Raw genomic sequence first — 20,604 nt, forward strand, 5'->3', positions numbered from 1 at the left:
AAAAGACATGAAAAAGATAACCCTATTATATATCGCAGGCTTGCTTTTAGGAAGCATGACAGCTTGTAACGATGATTTTGATGAAATCAATACCAACCCAAATTCAGTTGATAAACCAAATCCGAATTTTGTTTTCAGTAAAGCACAGCTTGATGGATTGAACAATAATTATTTCTTTACTAATATTCTGGAATGCGGCGGATTGCTGCAGCATTATGCAACATACAAAGAAGCTTCTGGTGTGGGAGACAAATATTTAAGCAACGAAGTTTATTTTTCTGCTTATTTCAATCAGGCCTATCCATTGGCTTTAAATGAAACTGAAATTGTAATAAATGAGGTAAAAAATAATCCAAACGACAGCAACAAATTAAATATTGCGAGAATCTGGAAAGTGTATTTATATCATAAACTGACCGATTTATATGGAGATATTCCGTACTCTGAGGCTGCAAAAGCAAACACGACACAAACTTTCCTTCCAAAATATGATACTCAGGAATTTATTTATAAAGATTTACTGAAGGAATTAGACGAAGCTGCAGCAGCATTAGATCCTGCAAAACCAAGTTTCGGTAAATCTGATTTCATTTATGACGGAGATGTTGCGAAATGGAAAAAATTCTCTTATTCGCTAATGCTTCGTTTAGGTTTACGATTAACAAAAGTTGATGCTGCACTGGCACAAACCTGGGTAACAAAAGCTATTGCCGGAGGAGTAATTTTGAATACCGCTGATAATGCAATCATGAAATACACGGATGGGCCAAATGATTTTAATAGAAATCCGGTTGGTTTCGATTCAAGAAAACAAGATTTTACAGCGGGTTCTTACGGTACAAAAAATGTGGAAGGCGGAAAACTAGCTAAAACATTTATCGATTTATTACAATCAACTGCCGATCCCAGAATTAGTGTTTATGCGGGAGTCTGGCAGGGAACAATTCAAAATACAGCGCCTGCCATTCAAAAAGGTTTCCCTAACGGAACTAAAACTGCCCCAACTCCTACTGAACAAGCAACCTATTCTGAGCCTAACCAAAGTACAGTTTTTAAATACGATGCGCCGCTTATATTAATCAGCAACGCCGAAACTAATTTATATTTAGCCGAAGCCGCTGCAAGAGGCTGGTACGCAGCATCTGATAAAGATTTATATGAAAAAGGTGTGCAGGCTTCTTTCCTAAATATGGGGATTTATGGAGTAGCATACACTATTCCAGATGCAACGCCATATTTAACAGCAAATCCGTACAATGCAGCAGGATCTTTTGCACAGAAAATGAATCAAATTCATACGCAGATTTATGTGGCTTTATTTGTTGACGAGCAGGAAATTTATGCCAACTGGAGAAGAACCGGATATCCTGTTTTAACTCCTGTAAACTTTCCGGGTAACGTTACAAACGGCACAATACCAAGACGTTTCAAATATCCAACCAGCGAATATTCAGTGAATTCAGCTAACTTAGCAGAAGCGGTTAAACGTCAGGGTGAAGACGCTTTTACAACAAGAATTTGGTGGGATAAATAATAGAATCAAGAGTGGAAATGTGCCATAGGCACTTAATATTGGTGGAAAATTAGTTTCAAATTCGTTGGCGTGCCGTAGGTACGCAACATACAATGACTATTGCGTACCTACGGCACGCTGGATATTCTAATTCATGTTTTCTACCGATATTAAGTGCCTGACGGCACGAATTGAAAACTTTTAATCCCTTAAAAAGATAAATAAAAATAATAACCATTGACGTAATTAAACACATAGAGACATAGTTTTTAAAAGTGTTGAGAAAGGCGTTTCACTTGCATTAATAAACATAGTTACTATGTGTTAAAAGCTGGCTTTTTTTAAAACTCTTAATCCAACTAAAAAATCTATGTTTCTATGTGTTTAATAAAAAATTACTCTCAACGGAGTTAATAATACAAAAGATAAATGAGCATTTTAATTCTTACGGCATGCATTGCGTTTTTAATCATACAAATAGCTTGGCTTAAAATCAATCCGTTTATTGCCTTTATCATAACAGCTTTATTAGCAGGTCTATTTTTAGGACTGCCCATAAACGCTTTGTCACAAACCGTTCAAAAAGGTTTGGGCGAAATGTTAGGATCTATTACGCTGATTATTGTTTTCGGAACCTGTATTGGTAAACTTACCGTTTCATCAGGCGCCGCCAATGTCATTGCCAAAACAGTCATGGGATGGACGGGCAGAAAATACGTACGTCTTGGCTTAATGATTACCGGATTTATTGTTGGGATACCTCTATTTTATAGTGTTGGATTTGTTTTGTTAGTACCTCTAATCTTTTCAGTAGCCCATCAATTTAAACTGTCAAAAGTATATCTGGGAATTCCAATGCTGGCGTCGCTTTCAACAGCACACGGTTTTTTGCCCCCGCATCCGTCACCAATGGCTTTGAGCAGTATTTTAAAAGCTGATATTGGACTCGTTTTAGTCTACGGAATTATAATTGCGATTCCGACTATTTTTATTGCCGGACTATTATTTTCTAATTTACTTAAAAACATCAAAACCGAATCGGATCATGAAATTTTAAATGTCGAAGAAGTGGTGAACCACGGTAAACTTCCGAGTTTTTCACTTAGTTTATTTTCGGCTTTATTTCCGGTTTTTGGTTTGACTATAACTTCAATATTGCCTTTAATTTCAACCAATGAAACGCTGATTGAAATTTGCAAAACAGTAGGAGAACCAAGTATGATTATGCTTATTTCTTTATTGCTCTGCACCTACACTTTAGGAATCAGAATGAACCGAAGCATCACATCTGTAATGGACGATTATGCAGTTGCTATAAAAGATGTTGCCTTAATTGTTTTAATTGTAGGCGGTGCCGGAGGTTTAAAAGAAGTTATGATTGTAAGCGGTGTAAACGAAACTATTGTTGCGGCCTTAACACAAATAAACATTCATCCGTATTTATTGGCCTGGATGATAGCAGCGATTATTCGCGTTTGTGTAGGTTCTGCAACCGCAGCCGGATTAATGACTGCGAGTGTTTTATTACCTTTGTTACAAACTACTGGTCTCGACCCCAATCTATTAGTTTTATCTGTTGGAGCCGGAAGCTTAATGTGCTCGCATGTAAACGATCCAAGTTTTTGGATGTTCAAAGAATATTTTAATATCAGCCTGAAAGACACGTTCAAATCATGGACAGTTATGGAATCCCTAGTCTCTGTTTTAGGAATTGTTTTCGTTTTTATTTTAAACTCAATTATACATTAATATCATGAATTTATTACCACAAGAAAAATTTGAAACCCTTGGCCTTTCATTACCGCCAGCACCTCAACCTCTTGGTATATATAAACCTTATTTAGTCGACGGAAAATACCTGTATCTTTCTGGTCACGGTCCTGTTCGCGACGATAAATCTTTAATCATTGGCCGAATTGGTGATAACATGGATATCGAAGAAGGAAAACTAGCCGCAAGACAAGTTGGCTTGACTATGCTTTCGACAATTGTAACCAATTTTGGGAGCCTGAACAAAGTAAAACGAGTTATAAAAGTATTAGGAATGGTGAATTGCAACGGCGATTTCCTAAGACATCCGTATGTAATAAACGGCTGCAGTGAATTGTTTGCTGAAGTTTGGGGACAGGAAAACGGAATTGGCGTAAGAAGCGCCGTAGGAATGGGTTCTTTACCGGATAATATTCCCGTTGAAGTTGAAGCTGTTTTCGAATTATTCTAAAAAAATAGGCCACAGACGATAAAGATTAAAGAGCAATCTGAATTGGTTAAGGAAATACTTTGATTCTAAGTCTGTGGTTATGTAAAAAAATATAGGCCACAGATTATACAGATTAAAAGGATTTTTTTTGGATAATGCTTAGTTTTTTCGCCACGAATTACACGAATTTTCACGAATTAATTTTTTACTTCATGCATATAAAAATTCGTGAAAATTCGTGTAATTCGTGGCGAAAAAAAATCCTTTTAATCTGCATAATCTGTGGCAAAAAAAAACAAAAACATGAATACAAATATCCCACAAACAAGAATAGCAGCATTTGGAGAATTATTACTTCGGATGAATGCTGCCAATGGAAACCGGTTTACACAGGCAGATGAAATAAAAATTCATGTGGGCGGTGCCGAAGCCAATGTTTGTGTTTTACTTTCCCAACTCGGAATCCAAACCGATTATATTACACGATTACCCGAAAATGATTTGGCACAACTGGCTTTAAACGAACTCCAGAAATACAAAGTAAACACTTCAAAATGTGTTTACGGCGGAGAACGTTTGGGCTTGTATTTTGTCGAATCCGGAAATCAAATCAGACAATCGCAGGTTATTTATGACCGAAGCAATTCTTCTTTTGCAACGATTCAAAAAGATCAAATTAACTGGGAAGAAGTTTTAGAAGATGTTACGCATTTTCACTGGTCAGGAATAAGTCCGGGAGTTTCTTACGAAGCAGGTTTGGCTTGTAAAGAAGCAATTTTAACAGCTCATAAAAAAGGCCTTCCGATTTCTTCTGATTTTAATTACCGATCCAAATTATGGCAGTACGGAAAACATCCGTCAGAAATTATGCCCGATTTATTACAATACAGCACCATAACCGTTGCCGATTTAGATGCGATTGAAATTTATTTCGGAATCAAAACCGATAAAAATGAATCTGACGAAAATCGTTTTCAAAAAACATTCGAATTATTAAAAGTAAAAATGCCTTTTCTAAAAACACTTGCCATGAGTTTTAGAAAATCAGACGGGCCGGCGCATTTATACAAAGGTTTATTGATACACGAAGGAAATTTTTACCAAACGCCAGAACACAAAATACACGTTGTAACCGACCAAATTGGCTCTGGAGATGCATTCAACGCAGGATTATTATACGGATTATCCAACAAATTATCCGGACAGGAATGTATTGAATGGGCAGCAGCCTGCGGCGTAATCAAACAAAGCATTCACGGAGATTTTGCGATAAGCAATCTCAACGAAATAAGTCATTTTATTAAAAACGGCTCAAGTAATAGAATTAATAGATAAATTAAAGAATATGTACAGCATTTTAAAAACGCAGGGTGTACTTCCGTTAGTAACCCAAATCAACATTGAAACAGCCCAAATAGTATTGCGATCAGCGGCTGATGCTGGCATAAAAATTATCGAGTTTGCTGCTCGTGCCAATGATGCAAAAGAAGTTTTCACCCAAATGACAGCCTTTAAAAAAGCAAATAATCTGGATGTTAAAATAGCCGTTGGCTCTATTTTGTCTGTTGATGAAGCAGCAATATACCATCAATTAGGAGCAGACTGCATCGTTTGTCCGCATACTGATCCGGAAATTGGAGCGTATTGCCTTCAGAATAATATTTACTGGATTCCCGGGGCTGCTACTTTAAATGAAATATTACACGCCAATAAATTAGGTGCCGAGGTTGTAAAACTTTTTCCGGCTGATAAAATCGGTGGTCCCGGATATGTAAAAGCGATACGAGCGCCTTTCCCAAGTTTAAAAATAATGCCAACCGGAGGCGTAACGCTCGAAGAAAGCAATTTAAAATCATGGTTTAAATCTGGAGTTGTCTGCGTGGGAATTGGTTCTAATTTATTTTCGAAAGAAATGCTTTTGAATTTAAATTATGAGCAGGCATTGCAGGCTTTTCAAAATTTAATTGAAGTTGTAGAAAAAACAAGAAACTAAATTATGCAGGAAAATTGGTGGAAAATTAAATCTGATATCAACATTGATACGCCATTTTTAGCCGCTTACGAAGATCGTATCCGGTTTAATCTTGAACGCCTTATTGGTTCAGTAAATGGTAACACACAAAAATTAAGGCCTCATATTAAAACGCATAAAATTGGCGAAATTCTGGAGTTGTTTAAAATTTACAACATCAAAAAAATAAAATGCGCCACAATTGCCGAAGCCGAACTAGGAGCAATACACGAAATTCCGAATGTTCTTCTCGCCTATCAACCTGTTGGGATTAAAAAAGAAAGATGGATTTCGTTAATTCAAAAATATCCTGATACTTCTTTTTCTACCATTACAGACAATCCGGATTCGGCGAAAGCCTTAAATGAAATTGCTAAAGAAAATGATTTAAAACTGAATGTTTATCTGGATTTAAATACCGGAATGAACAGAACCGGATTTTCCATTTCGCAAGATTGGACAGCTTTAGTCGATAAAATTGTTAAGCTAAAAAATCTTCATTTTGAAGGCATTCATATTTACGATGGTCATTTAAAAGGCAGTGTCGAAGAACGAACGAATACGGCTTTAAGTTCATTTTCTGAAATAAAAGAAAAAACAGAAGCGATTGAACAAAAACTGGGTTATGAATTAAAAATTGTTGCCGGCGGTTCTAATACTTTTCCATTTTATGCCACGCAGGAAAATGTAGAATGCAGTCCGGGAACATTTGTTTTTTGGGATTCTAATTATCAGATTCATTTGCCCGAACAAAAATTCAAACCTGCTTTGGTTATCGTTGGAACCATAATTTCAAAACCAACAAGATCAACGCTTTGTATAGATATTGGCTACAAAGCTGTTGCTTCAGAAAACCCAATTGATAAACGATTGGTGATTTTAAATGATGAAAATCTAATCCCAACAGCACATTCTGAGGAACATTTGATTTTAGAAAACAAAGGAAAAAACGAGTATAAAATTGGCAGCACTATTTATGCACTTCCTTATCATGTATGCCCTACCTGTGCGCTTTATGATGCTGTTCAGGTTGTAAATAAAGGACATCAAATTTATGATCAATGGAAGGTTGCCGCCCGAAGCAGAGAAATTAATGTATAAAATTTAAGTCAAAATATATGTTTATAATAGACGCCCATTTAGACCTGAGCATGAATGCGATGGAGTGGAACCGTGATTTAAGAAATGATGTTCCTACTCTGCGTAGTTTAGAAAAAGGTATGACAGATAAACCGGATCGCGAACGTGCTACGGTTTCATTTCCTGATTTGCGACGCGGCAATATCGGAATTGTTGTGGCAACGCAGATTGCAAGATTTGTAAAACCCGGCAGTATTATTCCGGGTTGGAATTCTCCTGAGCAAGCCTGGGCACAAACGCAAGGGCAATTGACTTGGTACAAAGCCATGGAAGAAGCGGGAGAGATAACACCAATTACAGATAAAAAATCGCTCCAAAAACAACTTGATTTATGGAACGATGGCACTCCAAACGATAAAAAACCAATTGGCTATATTTTAAGTTTAGAAGGCGCTGATTCTATAATTGATATTTCTTATTTAGAAAAAGCATACAATTACGGTTTACGAGCGATTGGTCCTGCACATTACGGCCCCGGACGTTACGCAAACGGAACAGACGCAACGGGAAAAATGAATCAAAACGGAATTGATTTATTAAAAGAAATGGAGCGTTTGAATATTATTTTGGATGCAACGCATTTATGCGACGATGCTTTTTGGCAGGCTTTAGATCATTATAACGGGCCAGTTTGGGCAAGTCATAACAATTGCAGAAGTTTAGTTGATCACAATCGTCAATACAGTGATGAAATGATAAAAGCTTTGATTTCGAGAGGAGCAGTTATTGGAGGCGCTTTAGATGCGTGGATGCTGGTTCCGAATTGGCAGAGAGGTATTTCAATGCCTTTGGAAATGAATTGTGATTTAGAAACGGTTTTCAAACACATGGATCATATTTGTCAATTGGCCGGAAACGCGAATCACATTGGTGTAGGTTCAGATTTGGATGGTGCTTTTGGTACAGAACAATCTCCGTATGATTTAAATACGATTGCTGATTTGCAAAAGTTGGTTTTGATTTTTAAAAACAACGGCTATTCTGATGAAGATTTAAATAAAATCTTTCACCAAAACTGGATCAACTTTTTAATGAAGAATTGGGATTAAATAAAAACTAAACTTGGAACTGCCTTCTTATACGATTGTAATTTTTCGTCGTCTGGATCAACTTCCGTCACAACGTAATCTACCTCAGATAAGTTGGCAATTTTCATTTTTAGAACCGTATCCAGTTTTTCAGAAATCGTAAGAATCGCTGTTTTTTCTGAAGCCTGAATCATTGCTTTTTTTACCTGAACCGTTTCCCAGTCAGAATCTGAGAAACCGCCTTCGATATCTAAAGCATTGGTTCCTAATATTAATAAATCAACTTTAATATTAGCCAATTGATTATAAACATCGCCGCTCACACACATTTGGCTGTACGACGAAATGCTGCCGCCAATCATGATAATTTTAACATTGGGTTTATCCAGAAGTTCAACCGCAGATAAAACGGTAACCGTAAAAATAGTTAAACTTAAATCATTAGGAATTAAACGAATGAATTCTCTAATTGTCGTTCCGCCGCCAATAAGTAAAACCATTCCGTCACGCAGAAGTCCTAAAGTTTTTTGTGCAATAACTTTTTTAGATTCGCCAGCATAAGTTTGATTAGAGGAAGTATGGTGATACGCTTTTGTCATCGCACCGCCTTTTACTTTAATCAACAAAGATTCTGACTCAAGTTCATTTATATCACGTCTTACAGTATCTTCTGAAACAAATAATTTAGTCGAAAGGGTTTCAAAACTTACACGAGTATGCAAGTTAATCTCTTTTAAAATAAGATTTTTACGTTCTTCTTTAGTGTAATTAACCATTTCATTATCATTATTCATGCAAATTCGTTTTTGCAAAGACAAATGTAAACAATAAATGCAATATTCTTGCGAAACAAATTATAACACAACGTAATTAAAAAGTTAATTACACTATTTTAAAGACCTTTAAACATAAATAGCTTCTGCAAAAAAAATGCAGACTAATTTTACAAACCTTAAATTTGATTCACAAAACAAAAAAGTAACCATGCAAAAAAGTATATTTCTCTTTTTGATTTTCTGTTTTTCTTTCGGAAATGCGCAAAGTACTTCAGATAATATTTCGATTATTCCCGCTCCTAATTTTTATAAAACAAATGGAGACAGCATTCGCATAAGCGGAAAAATTAAAATTGTATTTGATAAAAATAAATACAGCGCAAAAGAATTAAAAACAGCACAGATTTTTGAGTCGGCTATAAACTCGAATACGTCAAATAAAAAAAGCAATATTGAGGTTTTGTTTATTGCCGAAAAACCATCTGCAGCTTCAAAAAAAGAAGGGTATAAAATCAATATTTCGTCGAAAAAAATAACCGTAATCGGAAGTGAAGAAGGATTATTTTATGCTGTTCAGAGTTTATTGCAGCTTTTGCCGAATCAATCCAAAAATCAGGAAGTAAAATTACCTTGCATTTCAGTTGAAGATCAGCCCAGATACGACTACCGCGGGCTTCACCTCGATGTCTGCCGTCATTTTTTCTCGGTTGATGTTATAAAAGATTTTATTGCACAAATGTCTTATTATAAATTAAATAATTTCCATTGGCATTTAACCGACGATCAGGGTTGGAGAATTGAGATAAAAAAGTATCCAAAATTGACCGAAGTGGGTTCGAAAAGAGCACAGACTTTAGTGGGTAATAAATTTGAAAGATTCCCCTATTTTTTTGACGGAAATCCGTACGGCGGATTTTATACTCAGGAAGAAATTGCGGCCATTGTAAAATTTGCCGAAGATCATTATGTAAATATTATTCCCGAAATTGAAATGCCGGGTCATGCAACTGCGGCGGTAACGGCTTACCCAAATTTATCTTGTTTTCCCGATCGGAATTACAAAGTTGTAGAATCATGGGGCGTTTTTGAAGATATTTTTTGCGCGGGAAAAGAAGAAACTTTTACTTTTCTAGAAGATGTTCTAACCGAAGTTATGGCTTTATTTCCTAGTAAATATATTCATATTGGCGGAGACGAATGCCCAAAAGCAAGATGGAAAGAATGTCCGAACTGCCAAAAAAGAATTGCGGCTTTAGGTTTGAAAAACGAACATGAATTACAAAGTTACTTAACAACCCGAATTGAAAAATTCCTAAATGCAAACGGGAGACAAATTCTGGGTTGGGACGAAATGCTCGAAGGCGGCTTAGCGCCAAATGCAGCAGTGATGTCATGGCGAGGCGAATCTGGCGGAATCAGCGCGGCGAAACAAAAGCATTTTGTAATTATGAATCCTGAACAGGTTTTATATTTAGATTATAATCAAGGTTATTCTCCGCAGGAACCTTTGACTATTGGAAGGTTAACAACGGTTGAAAAAATCTACAATTACAATCCAACTCCTGTAGACAGTTTAACGGTTGAGGAGCAAAAATATATTATGGGAGTTCAGTCTAATCTTTGGTCTGAATATTTGACAAGTCCTGCGAAATTAAATTATATGATTTATCCGCGTGTATTTGCTTTAGCAGAAATTGCGTGGACAGAACCTCAGAATAAAAATTACAATAGTTTTATTTTGAACAGAATTCCGCATCATTTAGAAAAACTGGAAGCACAGAAAAGAATGTATAAAGTTCCAATTCCTTTTGGATCTGAAGAAACGGCTTTAATCGCATCAAAATATATTCTGGACTTAAAACCAACGATTAAAAACGGACAGATTTTTTATACTATTGATGGTTATAATCCAGATGAAACTGCAGAACTTTATACTAAACCTGTAACAATAAATATCCCAAAAGACGAATTCCGAATTATAAAAACGGTTCAAATTAGCCCAAGCGGTAAAAAAAGTTCAATTAGCAAAATATTGGTTAAAAATCCTGAATTGAAACCGGCTTTAGCGGTAAAGCCAACAAAAAAGGGTTTAAAATTCGATTATTTTACTGGAACGTTATTTCAGCAGGTTCAGGATTTAGAATTGGCAAAACCTGTTAATTCAGGCATTTTTGAAGGCAAAATAAGCAGTGAAAAATGGAAAACGAAATTAGAGCGTTATATCGGCTTAAAATTCGACGGATATATCTTTATTCCAGAAACGGCAAATTATACAATTTCGACCCTTTCAGACGACGGATCAAAGCTTTTTATAGATAATGAATTAGTTGTAAACAACGATGGCATTCATTGGCTCAATGAAGCTTACGGAGTTGTTAAACTCGAAAAAGGGTTTCACAAAATCAACATTGGTTATTTTGACCAAATTGGAGGAACTACTTTAACTTGTTTTATTCAACAGGAAGGAAAAATAAAACAGGAAATAAGTGAATCGCAATTGTATGATTAGAAAAAAAAAGATTGCATGAAAAGGATAACTCTTTTGATTCGACGCAATAACCTATAATATTTTATCCCCAAACCCCAGCGGAATAAAATATTTAAGAATGTCATAAAACAAACAAAAAACGCTTCCGTCGTAACGAAAGCGTTTTTCTAAAATATACTAAATTGTGTATTATCCTTTCAAGCTTGCTGCTAAATACTCACGGTTCATACGTGCGATATTTTCAAGCGAAATTCCTTTAGGACATTCGATTTCACAAGCTCCTGTATTCGTACAGTTACCGAAACCTTCTAAATCCATTTGGTGAACCATGTTTAAAACACGATCAACAGCTTCTATTTTACCTTGCGGCAATAATGCATATTGAGAAACTTTTGCAGAAACGAACAACATCGCCGATGAGTTTTTACAAGTTGCAACACAAGCCCCGCAGCCAATACAAGCTGCAGCATCAAATGATTTATCTGCATCGTGTTTGTTAATCGGAATTGTATTTGCATCAATTGTATTTCCTGAAGTATTTACAGAAATAAATCCTCCTGCGTGCTGAATTCTGTCAAAAGAACTTCTGTCAACAACTAAATCTTTAATTACAGGGAAAGCTTTCGCTCTAAATGGTTCGATAAAAATCGTATCGCCATCTTTAAACATACGCATGTGTAACTGGCAAGTTGTAACACCTCTGTCTGGTCCGTGCGCTTCACCGTTGATGAATAAAGAACACATTCCGCAGATTCCTTCACGACAATCGTGGTCAAATGCTACAGGCTCTTCTCCTTTGTTGATTAGACCTTCGTTAAGAACATCTAACATTTCAAGGAAAGACATATCTGGTTCGATTCCATCAATAGGATATTCTACAATCCCTCCTTTATCTTGAGCGTTTTTTTGACGCCATATTTTTAATGTAAGTTTCATACCTTTTTCGTTTGAAAGTCATAAAGTCGAAAGTCGAAAGTCGCTTGGCACATTTTGCCTTTTGACTTTAAGACTTTGGGCTTTCGACCAAATTCTTATTTATAACTTCTTTGAACTAATTTAATGTTTTCGTAATTAAGAGGTTCTTTGTGTAATACTGCATCACTTGGTTTTCCTTTGTATTCCCAAGCTGCAACGTATGCAAAGTTATCATCATCACGAAGTGCTTCTCCTTCTTCTGTTTGATATTCCTCACGGAAGTGACCTCCACAAGATTCGTTACGGTGTAAAGCATCTTTCGCGAACAATTCTCCTAATTCTAAGAAATCGGCAACACGAGTTGCTTTTTCTAATTCCTGATTAAATTCGTAAGCGCTTCCGGGAACTTTTACATCTTTATAAAACTCTTCACGTAAAGCAGCAATTTCTTCGATAGCCTCAGTTAAACCTTTAGCATTACGAGCCATACCTACTTTATTCCACATGATTTTTCCTAATTTTTTGTGGAAATAATCCACAGAATGAGTTCCGTTGTTATTGATAAATTTATTAATTTGATCAACAACAGCTTTTTCAGCTTCAACGAATTCTGGTAAATCTGTAGAAATTTCACCCATTTTAATATCCGGAGCTAAATAATCTCCAATAGTATATGGCAATACAAAATATCCATCAGCTAAACCTTGCATCAAAGCAGAAGCTCCAAGTCTGTTTGCTCCGTGATCAGAGAAGTTAGACTCTCCAATTGAGAAACATCCAGGAATTGTAGTCATTAAGTTATAATCAACCCAAGTTCCACCCATTGTGTAGTGAACCGCTGGGTAAATCATCATTGGTGTTGTATAAGGATCTTCGTCGACGATTTTGTAATACATCTGGAATAAGTTTCCGTATTTACTTTTCACAATTGCAGCTCCTAATTTTGTTACCAAAGCAGCATCTTTATCATCTAAACCTTTTACGTAAGCATCTTCCGTTCCGTAACGTTTAATTGCTGCTGCAAAATCTAAGTAAACAGCTTCTCCAGTTTTGTTAACTCCAAAACCAGCATCACATCTTTCTTTAGCAGCACGAGACGCAACGTCACGAGGTACTAAGTTACCAAACGCCGGGTATCTTCTTTCTAAGAAATAATCTCTTTCGTCTTCAGATAAATCAGTTGCTTTTTTCTTTCCTTCACGGATTGCCTGAGCATCTTCTAATTTTTTAGGTACCCAAATACGACCGTCATTACGTAAAGACTCAGACATCAAAGTCAGTTTTGACTGGTGATCTCCTGAAACCGGAATACATGTTGGGTGAATTTGTGTATAACAAGGATTTGCGAAAAACGCTCCTTTTTTATGAATTTTCCAAGCTGCTGTTGCGTTACTTCCCATAGCATTTGTTGAAAGGAAAAATACGTTTCCGTATCCTCCAGAACCAATTACTACCGCATGAGCAGAATGTCTTTCTATTTCTCCGGTAATTAAGTTACGAGCGATAATACCTCTCGCTTTTCCGTTCACGATTACAATGTCAAGCATTTCGTGACGGTTGTACATTTTAATTTTTCCACGACCAATCTGACGATTCATTGCAGAATAAGCTCCTAACAATAACTGCTGTCCTGTTTGTCCTTGTGCGTAGAATGTACGAGAAACCAAAGTTCCTCCAAAAGAACGGTTATCAAGAAGTCCACCATATTCACGAGCCAAAGGCACCCCTTGAGCCACACATTGGTCAATAATATTTGCAGAAACTTCAGCCAAACGGTGAACGTTTGCCTCACGTGCACGGTAGTCACCACCTTTTACAGTATCGTAGAACAATCTGTAAACTGAGTCACCGTCACCTTTATAATTTTTTGCCGCGTTGATACCTCCTTGTGCAGCAATAGAGTGCGCACGACGTGGAGAATCCTGGAAGCAGAATGCTTTTACGTTATATCCTAACTCAGCCAAAGTAGCCGCAGCCGAACCTCCAGCTAAACCTGTACCAACAACGATAATATCTAAATTACGTTTGTTAGCAGGGTTTACTAAATTAATATGATCTTTATAATTTGTCCATTTGTCCGCTATAGGACCACTTGGAATTTTTGAATCTAATGCCATTATAATTGATATTAATTATTGAAATGATGAAATAATGCGATAATTACGAAAGCGGCTGGTACTACAACTGCAAACCATAAACCAACTTTACTCAAAAATCGAGAATATTTGTTGTGCATTCCTACTGATTGAAGAGAAGATGCGAATCCGTGCCATAAATGAAATCCTAAAAGGATAAAAGATACACAGTACAATCCTGTACGTACCGGACTATGAAATTTATGAACTAACTCTCCATAATACCTTGTAGCATCTGGAGCTGTTCCTGCAATATATTTGTAAGTAACTTCAGGAAACCAAAAATCATAAAAATGCAATCCTAAGAATGCCAAAATAACTAATCCAGAAATAATCATATTTCTAGAGCTCCAAGAAGCATTTGCCGCTCCGTTGTATTTTGCATACGCAATTGGTCTTGCTGCGCTGTTTTGAGCTGTTAGAACAAATCCCATTACAAAATGGAAAATTACTCCAAATGCCAAAACTGGCTGCATTACATATTGTATCAGCGGATTGTATCCCATAAAGTGAGAAGCTTCGTTAAAAACATCTTCACTAATAATAGAAATGAAATTTAAGGAAACATGCAGCGCTAAAAACGTGATTAAGAATATTCCCGAAAGAGCCATAGCTACTTTCTTTAAGATGGAAGCATTCAATAGTGCAGATTGTGCCATAAGTGTTTAAGTAGTTTGTTTTAAAAAATTAGACAAAAATAACTCAATTACAAAAGAACTACAACCATTTCGTTGTTATTTATAATGATTTTAAAATAGCATGCGTCTACGTATTTTTACGTACAAAAATAAAGCTGATTAAAAATAATTCATTATAGAAAACCTCAAATCTCTGCTTTTTAAGCCTTAAAAGTAAAACCCGCCTCTAAGTAGATTATCGAAAATTTATCATATTGTTATTTTATTCAAAGTTTTGATTTGTTTTCTTCAAAAGTGCCATTGCAAATAAATTTTGTCTAAGTAAAAAATTGTCATTCCACAACATAGTTTTACCTTTAGCAGCTCAAAAAATTAAGAATGAAAACAGGAATTGATGCCATCTCTTTTGATGTCGCAAACATACACTTACCCATAAAAACTTTGGCAGCCGCCAGAAATATTGAACCAGAAAAATTAGAAAAAGGTCTTGGATTACTAAAAATGACTTTCCCGGATATTCATCAGGATGCGGTTGTTTTTGGGGCAAATGCTTTAACCAAACTTATTATTGATAACAAAATAAGCCTAAACGAAATAAGCCGAATTTATGTTGGTACTGAAAGCAGTATTGATAGTTCGAAACCAATTGCTTCGTATTTAATTAATTTAATGGAGCAAAAATTTGGTGAAGATTCTTTAGCGGAATGCGATGTTGTCGATTTTACTTTTGCCTGTATTGGCGGAGTTGACGCTCTGCAAAACTGTCTTGATTTTGTAAAATTAAACCCGGCTAAAAAAGCAATTGTAGTTACAACCGATTTTGCAAAATACGATTTAAATTCAGGCGGAGAATATACGCAGGGTGCCGGAGCTGTAGCCATGTTGATTACTACAGATCCAAAAATTATTGCTTTTGATGATAATTGGGCAACGAGTACAAAAGGTGTTTTTGATTTCTTTAAACCGTACAGAACTGTTTCTAAAGAAGAAATTACAAAAAACGCAAACAACGATTCCTGGTTTGACAATTTAGAAGCCGAAATCGAAATCCATAAAGATCAGCCGGTTTTTGACGGACAATATTCAAATCAATGTTATATGGATCGTACGCGAAATGCTTACTTTTCATTCAAAAAATTAAAAAATACTACTGAAACATTATACAATACTTGGCATAGTATCGTGATGCATTTACCATATTCTTTTCAAGGACGCAGAATGTTGTCTGAAATCTACGCTTTAGACAGTACCGAAAAAATTATTGCTGATGATATTGCACCTGCAGATTATCAGACAAAAATTAAAGAAGTAGCAAAATCGGAAGATTACAGAAGTTTTGTAACCGAAAAATTACAGCCTGCTGAATTAGCATCTTCTTTAATTGGAAACCTTTATACTGGCTCTATTTTCATGGGATTGCTATCGACTTTGGCTCATTTTTATGATACGAATAAAGAAGTTGCAGGAACTAAATTTGGTTTCTTAGCTTACGGAAGCGGATCGAAATCGAAAGTTTTTGAAGGAACGATTCAACCTGAATGGAAATCTGCTTTAGAAAATGTGAAGCTTTTTGAAAACTTAGCTAAAAGTATAGAAATTGATTTCAACACTTATGAAAGTCTTCATAAAAAAGAACAAAAACAAAGTATAAGAACTCCAAAAAACGAATGGATTTTAGATAGAATTGAAAAAGAGATTCCAGTTTTGATTGGGGCGAGATATTATAAATGGATTGATTAAAATTCCAATAAAGAAATTCCAAATTCCAATAGATAAAAGAGGCTGTCTCAAAAGTCGAGACAACCTCTTTTTTATTCGGATACCTATCGGAGAAATTTTCCATTTACGCGATTCTCAACAGCTTGATTTTACTTTTGAGACAGCCTCTTTTTATTTTTATAGCCAAACTTTGTCATCCTGAGTGAAGCCAAAGGACACACAAGTAACTCCTCAATAATAATCTAATCTTTGTCGAGCTTCTACCGTATCCTTCGACTTCGCTCAGGATGACAAACTTTGCACCAAAAAAACTTTGTCAAAGTTTTAAATTTTGACAAAGGCCGTCACACATAAATTAAATTGCCTCCAGCTTTAGCTGGAGGTTTAAGAAATCTGCTACACAAAGGCTTTAGCCAAATTGCATATTTTTGGCTAAAGCCTTGCCTTTTGTCTCAATGATTACCCCCAGTTAAAACTGGGGGCTATTGAAATATTTAATTACTTATAAATCGTAAACTTATTATGACTTAAGGCAAAACCCAGATTTTCATAAATCGCCACGTTTTCTATTCGTTTTTTACTTGTAGTAACTTCAATACTTTTCAAATCGTTCTGATCTGCAAAATTCTTGATTTCATTTATTAGCAAACGTCCAACACCTTGACCACGATATTTTTGATGGATAAAAAATTCTTGGATTTCACCAACCAATCCACAATGATGGAGAAGATTTTGGGTGTGAAAACTAATAAATCCTAAACCTTCATTTTCGTTTTCGGCAATTAGATAAAGATTTTTTGGGTTTGAAATGTTTTCATTGAAAATTTCTTCGAAAATTTTAAAATTCAAAACCTCATTTTCTAGTTCGCAGATTGCTTTGTAGACGAAGTTTAGGTCTTGGTTTTCTATTTTTCTGATTTTGATTTTTGGTATCATAGTTTTGAACTCAGAATGGCAATCGAAGTTTTAGATCAAAGAAAAAATTCCTGGCTAGTTTAAGTGAATTAAGGCATTAAAATGGGTTGAACAATAAAAATATTATTCTAATTTAAAGGGTTTCCATTTCTCCTTTTTTGTTTTTCTTTCTGCTCCTATTCCTTTTGGCATTTCGAACAAATCATTTATAGACTGATCAAGATCTGTCGCGTTTTTTAATGAAATTATTTTTGCATTTTCTTCAGTATGATCGTCTTTTCCACATAGAAATTGCCAATCCCCTTCAATATCATGGCTTGCAAATAAAATATCCCGTTCATGATTTAGAACATGGCTGCAAACAAAACAAGGTGTGTTTTCAGGTTCTTTAAAATCAAATTTATTCTTTTCCGTTTTATTCTGTCCGAAAATATTAAAAAAAGCCATAAGCATTAAGATTGAGAAGTAATGTTTTAAATTCATAGCAATTACAATTAATTAAATTTTATAAAAGTCGCATCATCACAAATTTATAAATCATTTTTGATAATTGAATTTTCACATTATTATCTATCAGTAAAATTTTATTCTAAATCATTTATCGCTATAATTATCTAAGTAATCTTGTCAAATGACAAGATTGTGGTTAGAAACAATTTTTAAAAGAAAAAACCCTTTTAATCAGTATAATCTGTGGCTAAAAAACAGACTCAAAACAAATAAGAAAACTTTAATAAATCAATTATACGCCACTTATTCAAAAATCACTAATTTTGAAATTCGAAGTTCAAAAACTAAGTTATTATGAAATATCATCAAATAAACAGCGCTCTTTTTGTAAAAAACCGCAAAAAATTCACGGCAGAAATGAAACCTAATTCGGTTGCCGTTTTCAACTCAAATGACATTTATCCAATTAGCGCCGACAGTACTTTGCCGTTTGCACAACACAGAGATATTTTTTATCTGAGCGGTGTAGATCAGGAAGAAAGTGTTTTGCTTTTGTTTCCGGATGCGCCTTATGAGCACCAAAAAGAAATTCTTTTTTTGAGAGAAACCAACGATCATATTGCAGTTTGGGAAGGTGAAAAACTAACTAAAGAACATGCTTTTCAGGTTTCGGGAATTAGAACGGTTTATTGGCTACAGGATTTTCATAAAGTTTTGAACGAAATGATGACGTATGCCGATACGATGTACATCAATACAAACGAACATTACCGTGCAACTGTTGAAGTAGAAACTCGCGAGGCTCGTTTTGTAAAATGGTGGAAAGAACGTTATCCTGCGCACAATGTTGCAAAAAGTAACCCAATTTTGCAGCGTATTCGTTCAGTAAAAGAAAGTGAAGAAATCGATTTGATTCAGCAGGCTTGTGATATTACAGAAAAAGGTTTCCGCAGATTACTTTCGTTTGTAAAACCAAATGTTACCGAATATGAAATCGAAGCAGAACTGGCCCACGAATTTATCCGTAACCGTTCTAAAGGTTTTGCTTACACTCCAATTATTGCTTCTGGAAACAATGCCAATGTTTTACATTATATCGAAAACAATCAGCAATGTAAAGCCGGAGATTTAATTTTATTAGACGTTGCGGCAGAATATGCCAACTATTCTAGCGATATGACCAGAACGATTCCGGTTTCGGGACGTTTTTCTGATCGTCAAAAAGCGGTTTATAATGCTGTTTTAAGAGTTAAAAACGAAGCTGCAAAAATGTTGACTCCGGGAACGCTTTGGAAACAATATCATGTTGAAGTAGGTAAAATTATGACTTCGGAATTAATTGGTTTAGGTTTAATTTCTAAAGCCGATGTTCAAAACGAAAACCCGGAATGGCCTGCATATAAAAAATATTTCATGCACGGAACTTCTCACCATTTAGGACTTGACACGCATGATTATGGTTTGCTTCACGAACCAATAAAAGCGAATATGGTTTTTACAGTTGAGCCTGGAATTTATATTCCGGATGAAAAATTCGGAATTCGTTTGGAAGACAATGTTGTGGTTCAGGAAAAAGGAGAACCTTTTAACTTAATGCGCAATATTCCTGTTGAAGTGGATGAAATCGAAAGCTTGATGAACTCGTAGTTTCAAGATGAAAAAGATTTTTCTACTTGGATTTTTATTGTTTTTGGGAAATATTTTTGCCCAGACAGAAGGCTATGCAATTAACACTGACGGAAGTAAAACGTTTTATAAAACTTTCGGAAAGGGTGAACCGGTTTTAATTATAAACGGCGGTCCGGGAATGAACAGCAATGGCTTTGAAGATATGGCGAAAACGCTGGGCGAAAGTCAGCAAACGATTATTTATGATCAAAGAGGAACCGGAAAATCGAAACTTTCAAAATTAGACGCTAAGAGCATTTCGATGAAAATAATGGCCGATGATATCGAATCGTTACGAAAACATCTTAAAATTAAAAAATGGAATATTCTGGGGCATTCTTTTGGAGGAATGTTGGGTTCGTATTATGCGACGGTTTATCCAAACAGTATCGATAAATTAATTTTATCATCTTCTGGCGGCGTAGATTTGACTTTATTAAAAAGCCCGAATTTGATTGAAGCTGGTTTAAGCAAAGCTGAAAAAGATTCTCTGGATTACTGGAATGATAAAATCGAAAAAGGTGATACATCTCACAAAGCAAGACTCGGACGCGGAAGAGCAATGGCTCCGGCTTATGTTTACGATCAAAAATTTGTTCCAATAATTGCCGAAAGGTTAACACAGGGAAATTCGACAATAAATGGTTTGTTATGGTCTGATATGCAAAAAATGAGTTTTGACTGCAAAGACAAATTAAAAACCTTCAAAAATCCTGTTTTAATTATTCAGGGAAAAGAAGATATTATTAGCAATGAAATTGGCGAAATTGGTCATAAGGCCTATCCAAATTCAAAACTCATTTTATTGGAACATTCTAAACATTACGGATGGCTCGATGCGAGAGATAAATATTTTAATGAGATCAATTCTTTTTTAAAATCATAAAACAAAAACGGCTTTCAGAAATGAAGGTCTTTTTTTAAACTATATAAGAAATATAAATTCATTTAAAATTGAATCTAATAGCTATTATTTTTAACTCAAATGAACTTACATTTCTCATATGG

Annotated in this window: 17 protein-coding genes; 11 read left to right on the forward strand and 6 right to left on the reverse strand. The window is 35.3% G+C overall.

The window, feature by feature from the left end:
* Nucleotides 1-7: 7 nt before the first annotated feature.
* The 7 genes from AABD74_RS03240 (at nt 8) to AABD74_RS03270 (ending at nt 7,913) form a co-directional block, all read left to right on the forward strand.
* The gene (locus AABD74_RS03240; RefSeq protein ID WP_406844654.1) at nt 8-1,534 is read left to right on the forward strand and encodes a SusD/RagB family nutrient-binding outer membrane lipoprotein; all 1,527 of its coding nucleotides are present in this window, start codon (nt 8-10) and stop codon (nt 1,532-1,534) included.
* 408 nt (nt 1,535-1,942) lie between these two features.
* Nucleotides 1,943-3,262: a GntP family permease gene (locus AABD74_RS03245; RefSeq protein WP_406844655.1), complete on the forward strand. Its 1,320-nt coding sequence runs from the start codon at nt 1,943-1,945 to the stop codon at nt 3,260-3,262.
* Nucleotides 3,263-3,266: 4 nt separating this feature from the next.
* Nucleotides 3,267-3,734, forward strand: a complete 468-nt coding sequence (locus AABD74_RS03250; protein WP_232681805.1) for a RidA family protein — start codon at nt 3,267-3,269, stop codon at nt 3,732-3,734.
* Between the two features lie 282 nt (nt 3,735-4,016).
* Nucleotides 4,017-5,048, forward strand: a complete 1,032-nt coding sequence (locus tag AABD74_RS03255) for a PfkB family carbohydrate kinase (protein WP_406844656.1) — start codon at nt 4,017-4,019, stop codon at nt 5,046-5,048.
* 10 nt (nt 5,049-5,058) lie between these two features.
* On the forward strand, nt 5,059-5,706 hold the full coding sequence (locus tag AABD74_RS03260; RefSeq protein ID WP_406844657.1) for an aldolase: 648 nt from the start codon (nt 5,059-5,061) through the stop codon (nt 5,704-5,706).
* A 3-nt stretch (nt 5,707-5,709) separates the two neighbouring features.
* Entirely contained in the window at nt 5,710-6,825 is a 1,116-nt protein-coding gene (locus AABD74_RS03265; RefSeq protein ID WP_406844658.1) for a D-TA family PLP-dependent enzyme, read from the forward strand.
* 17 nt (nt 6,826-6,842) lie between these two features.
* Entirely contained in the window at nt 6,843-7,913 is a 1,071-nt protein-coding gene (locus AABD74_RS03270) for a dipeptidase (protein ID WP_406844659.1), read from the forward strand.
* Here the strand turns inward: AABD74_RS03270 and AABD74_RS03275 are convergent.
* Entirely contained in the window at nt 7,910-8,686 is a 777-nt protein-coding gene (locus AABD74_RS03275) for a DeoR/GlpR family DNA-binding transcription regulator (protein WP_232681800.1), read from the reverse strand. The genes AABD74_RS03270 and AABD74_RS03275 overlap by 4 nt on opposite strands.
* Nucleotides 8,687-8,876: 190 nt before the next feature.
* Here AABD74_RS03275 and AABD74_RS03280 point away from each other — a divergent pair, with 190 nt between their 5' ends.
* Nucleotides 8,877-11,177, forward strand: coding sequence for a family 20 glycosylhydrolase (locus tag AABD74_RS03280; protein WP_406844660.1), 2,301 nt, complete (start codon nt 8,877-8,879; stop codon nt 11,175-11,177).
* Nucleotides 11,178-11,345: 168 nt separating this feature from the next.
* Here AABD74_RS03280 and AABD74_RS03285 read toward each other — a convergent pair whose 3' ends face one another.
* The 3 genes from AABD74_RS03285 to AABD74_RS03295 form a co-directional block, all read right to left on the reverse strand.
* Nucleotides 11,346-12,092, reverse strand: coding sequence for a succinate dehydrogenase/fumarate reductase iron-sulfur subunit (locus tag AABD74_RS03285; RefSeq protein WP_232681795.1), 747 nt, complete (start codon nt 12,090-12,092; stop codon nt 11,346-11,348).
* Between the two features lie 95 nt (nt 12,093-12,187).
* The gene (locus AABD74_RS03290; protein WP_406844661.1) at nt 12,188-14,188 is read right to left on the reverse strand and encodes a fumarate reductase/succinate dehydrogenase flavoprotein subunit; all 2,001 of its coding nucleotides are present in this window, start codon (nt 14,186-14,188) and stop codon (nt 12,188-12,190) included.
* 11 nt (nt 14,189-14,199) lie between these two features.
* Nucleotides 14,200-14,865, reverse strand: a complete 666-nt coding sequence (locus AABD74_RS03295; RefSeq protein WP_232681793.1) for a succinate dehydrogenase cytochrome b subunit — start codon at nt 14,863-14,865, stop codon at nt 14,200-14,202.
* Between the two features lie 357 nt (nt 14,866-15,222).
* On the opposite strand from AABD74_RS03295, the gene AABD74_RS03300 reads away from it, so the two are divergent.
* Nucleotides 15,223-16,584, forward strand: a complete 1,362-nt coding sequence (locus tag AABD74_RS03300; protein ID WP_406844662.1) for a hydroxymethylglutaryl-CoA synthase family protein — start codon at nt 15,223-15,225, stop codon at nt 16,582-16,584.
* Nucleotides 16,585-17,061: 477 nt separating this feature from the next.
* Here the strand turns inward: AABD74_RS03300 and AABD74_RS03305 are convergent, their stop codons facing one another.
* Both AABD74_RS03305 and AABD74_RS03310 read right to left on the reverse strand, forming a co-directional pair.
* Nucleotides 17,062-17,499: a GNAT family N-acetyltransferase gene (locus AABD74_RS03305; RefSeq protein ID WP_406844663.1), complete on the reverse strand. Its 438-nt coding sequence runs from the start codon at nt 17,497-17,499 to the stop codon at nt 17,062-17,064.
* Between the two features lie 102 nt (nt 17,500-17,601).
* On the reverse strand, nt 17,602-17,961 hold the full coding sequence (locus AABD74_RS03310) for a hypothetical protein (RefSeq protein WP_232681789.1): 360 nt from the start codon (nt 17,959-17,961) through the stop codon (nt 17,602-17,604).
* 321 nt (nt 17,962-18,282) lie between these two features.
* Between AABD74_RS03310 and AABD74_RS03315 the strand changes: the two genes are divergently transcribed.
* Nucleotides 18,283-19,575 carry an aminopeptidase P family protein gene (locus AABD74_RS03315; RefSeq protein WP_406844664.1) on the forward strand — a complete coding sequence of 431 codons (1,293 nt, stop codon included), beginning with the start codon at nt 18,283-18,285 and terminating at the stop codon, nt 19,573-19,575.
* A gap of 7 nt (nt 19,576-19,582) precedes the next feature.
* Nucleotides 19,583-20,482, forward strand: a complete 900-nt coding sequence (locus AABD74_RS03320; RefSeq protein ID WP_406844665.1) for an alpha/beta fold hydrolase — start codon at nt 19,583-19,585, stop codon at nt 20,480-20,482.
* The last annotated feature ends 122 nt before the right edge of the window (nt 20,483-20,604 follow it).

Source organism: Flavobacterium soyae (genome assembly GCF_045348165.1).
GTDB lineage: Bacteria > Bacteroidota > Bacteroidia > Flavobacteriales > Flavobacteriaceae > Flavobacterium > Flavobacterium soyae.

Excerpts from the sequence above, each read along its gene's own strand:
- AABD74_RS03240 (WP_406844654.1), top strand. The coding sequence starts at position 8 with ATGAAAAAGATAACCCTATTATATATCGCAGGCTTGCTTTTAGGAAGC.
- AABD74_RS03245 (WP_406844655.1), top strand. The coding sequence starts at position 1,943 with ATGAGCATTTTAATTCTTACGGCATGCATTGCGTTTTTAATCATACAA.
- AABD74_RS03250 (WP_232681805.1), top strand. The coding sequence starts at position 3,267 with ATGAATTTATTACCACAAGAAAAATTTGAAACCCTTGGCCTTTCATTA.
- AABD74_RS03255 (WP_406844656.1), top strand. The coding sequence starts at position 4,017 with ATGAATACAAATATCCCACAAACAAGAATAGCAGCATTTGGAGAATTA.
- AABD74_RS03260 (WP_406844657.1), top strand. The coding sequence starts at position 5,059 with ATGTACAGCATTTTAAAAACGCAGGGTGTACTTCCGTTAGTAACCCAA.
- AABD74_RS03265 (WP_406844658.1), top strand. The coding sequence starts at position 5,710 with ATGCAGGAAAATTGGTGGAAAATTAAATCTGATATCAACATTGATACG.
- AABD74_RS03270 (WP_406844659.1), top strand. The coding sequence starts at position 6,843 with ATGTTTATAATAGACGCCCATTTAGACCTGAGCATGAATGCGATGGAG.
- AABD74_RS03275 (WP_232681800.1), bottom strand. The coding sequence starts at position 8,686 with ATGAATAATGATAATGAAATGGTTAATTACACTAAAGAAGAACGTAAA.
- AABD74_RS03280 (WP_406844660.1), top strand. The coding sequence starts at position 8,877 with ATGCAAAAAAGTATATTTCTCTTTTTGATTTTCTGTTTTTCTTTCGGA.
- AABD74_RS03285 (WP_232681795.1), bottom strand. The coding sequence starts at position 12,092 with ATGAAACTTACATTAAAAATATGGCGTCAAAAAAACGCTCAAGATAAA.
- AABD74_RS03290 (WP_406844661.1), bottom strand. The coding sequence starts at position 14,188 with ATGGCATTAGATTCAAAAATTCCAAGTGGTCCTATAGCGGACAAATGG.
- AABD74_RS03295 (WP_232681793.1), bottom strand. The coding sequence starts at position 14,865 with ATGGCACAATCTGCACTATTGAATGCTTCCATCTTAAAGAAAGTAGCT.
- AABD74_RS03300 (WP_406844662.1), top strand. The coding sequence starts at position 15,223 with ATGAAAACAGGAATTGATGCCATCTCTTTTGATGTCGCAAACATACAC.
- AABD74_RS03305 (WP_406844663.1), bottom strand. The coding sequence starts at position 17,499 with ATGATACCAAAAATCAAAATCAGAAAAATAGAAAACCAAGACCTAAAC.
- AABD74_RS03310 (WP_232681789.1), bottom strand. The coding sequence starts at position 17,961 with ATGAATTTAAAACATTACTTCTCAATCTTAATGCTTATGGCTTTTTTT.
- AABD74_RS03315 (WP_406844664.1), top strand. The coding sequence starts at position 18,283 with ATGAAATATCATCAAATAAACAGCGCTCTTTTTGTAAAAAACCGCAAA.
- AABD74_RS03320 (WP_406844665.1), top strand. The coding sequence starts at position 19,583 with ATGAAAAAGATTTTTCTACTTGGATTTTTATTGTTTTTGGGAAATATT.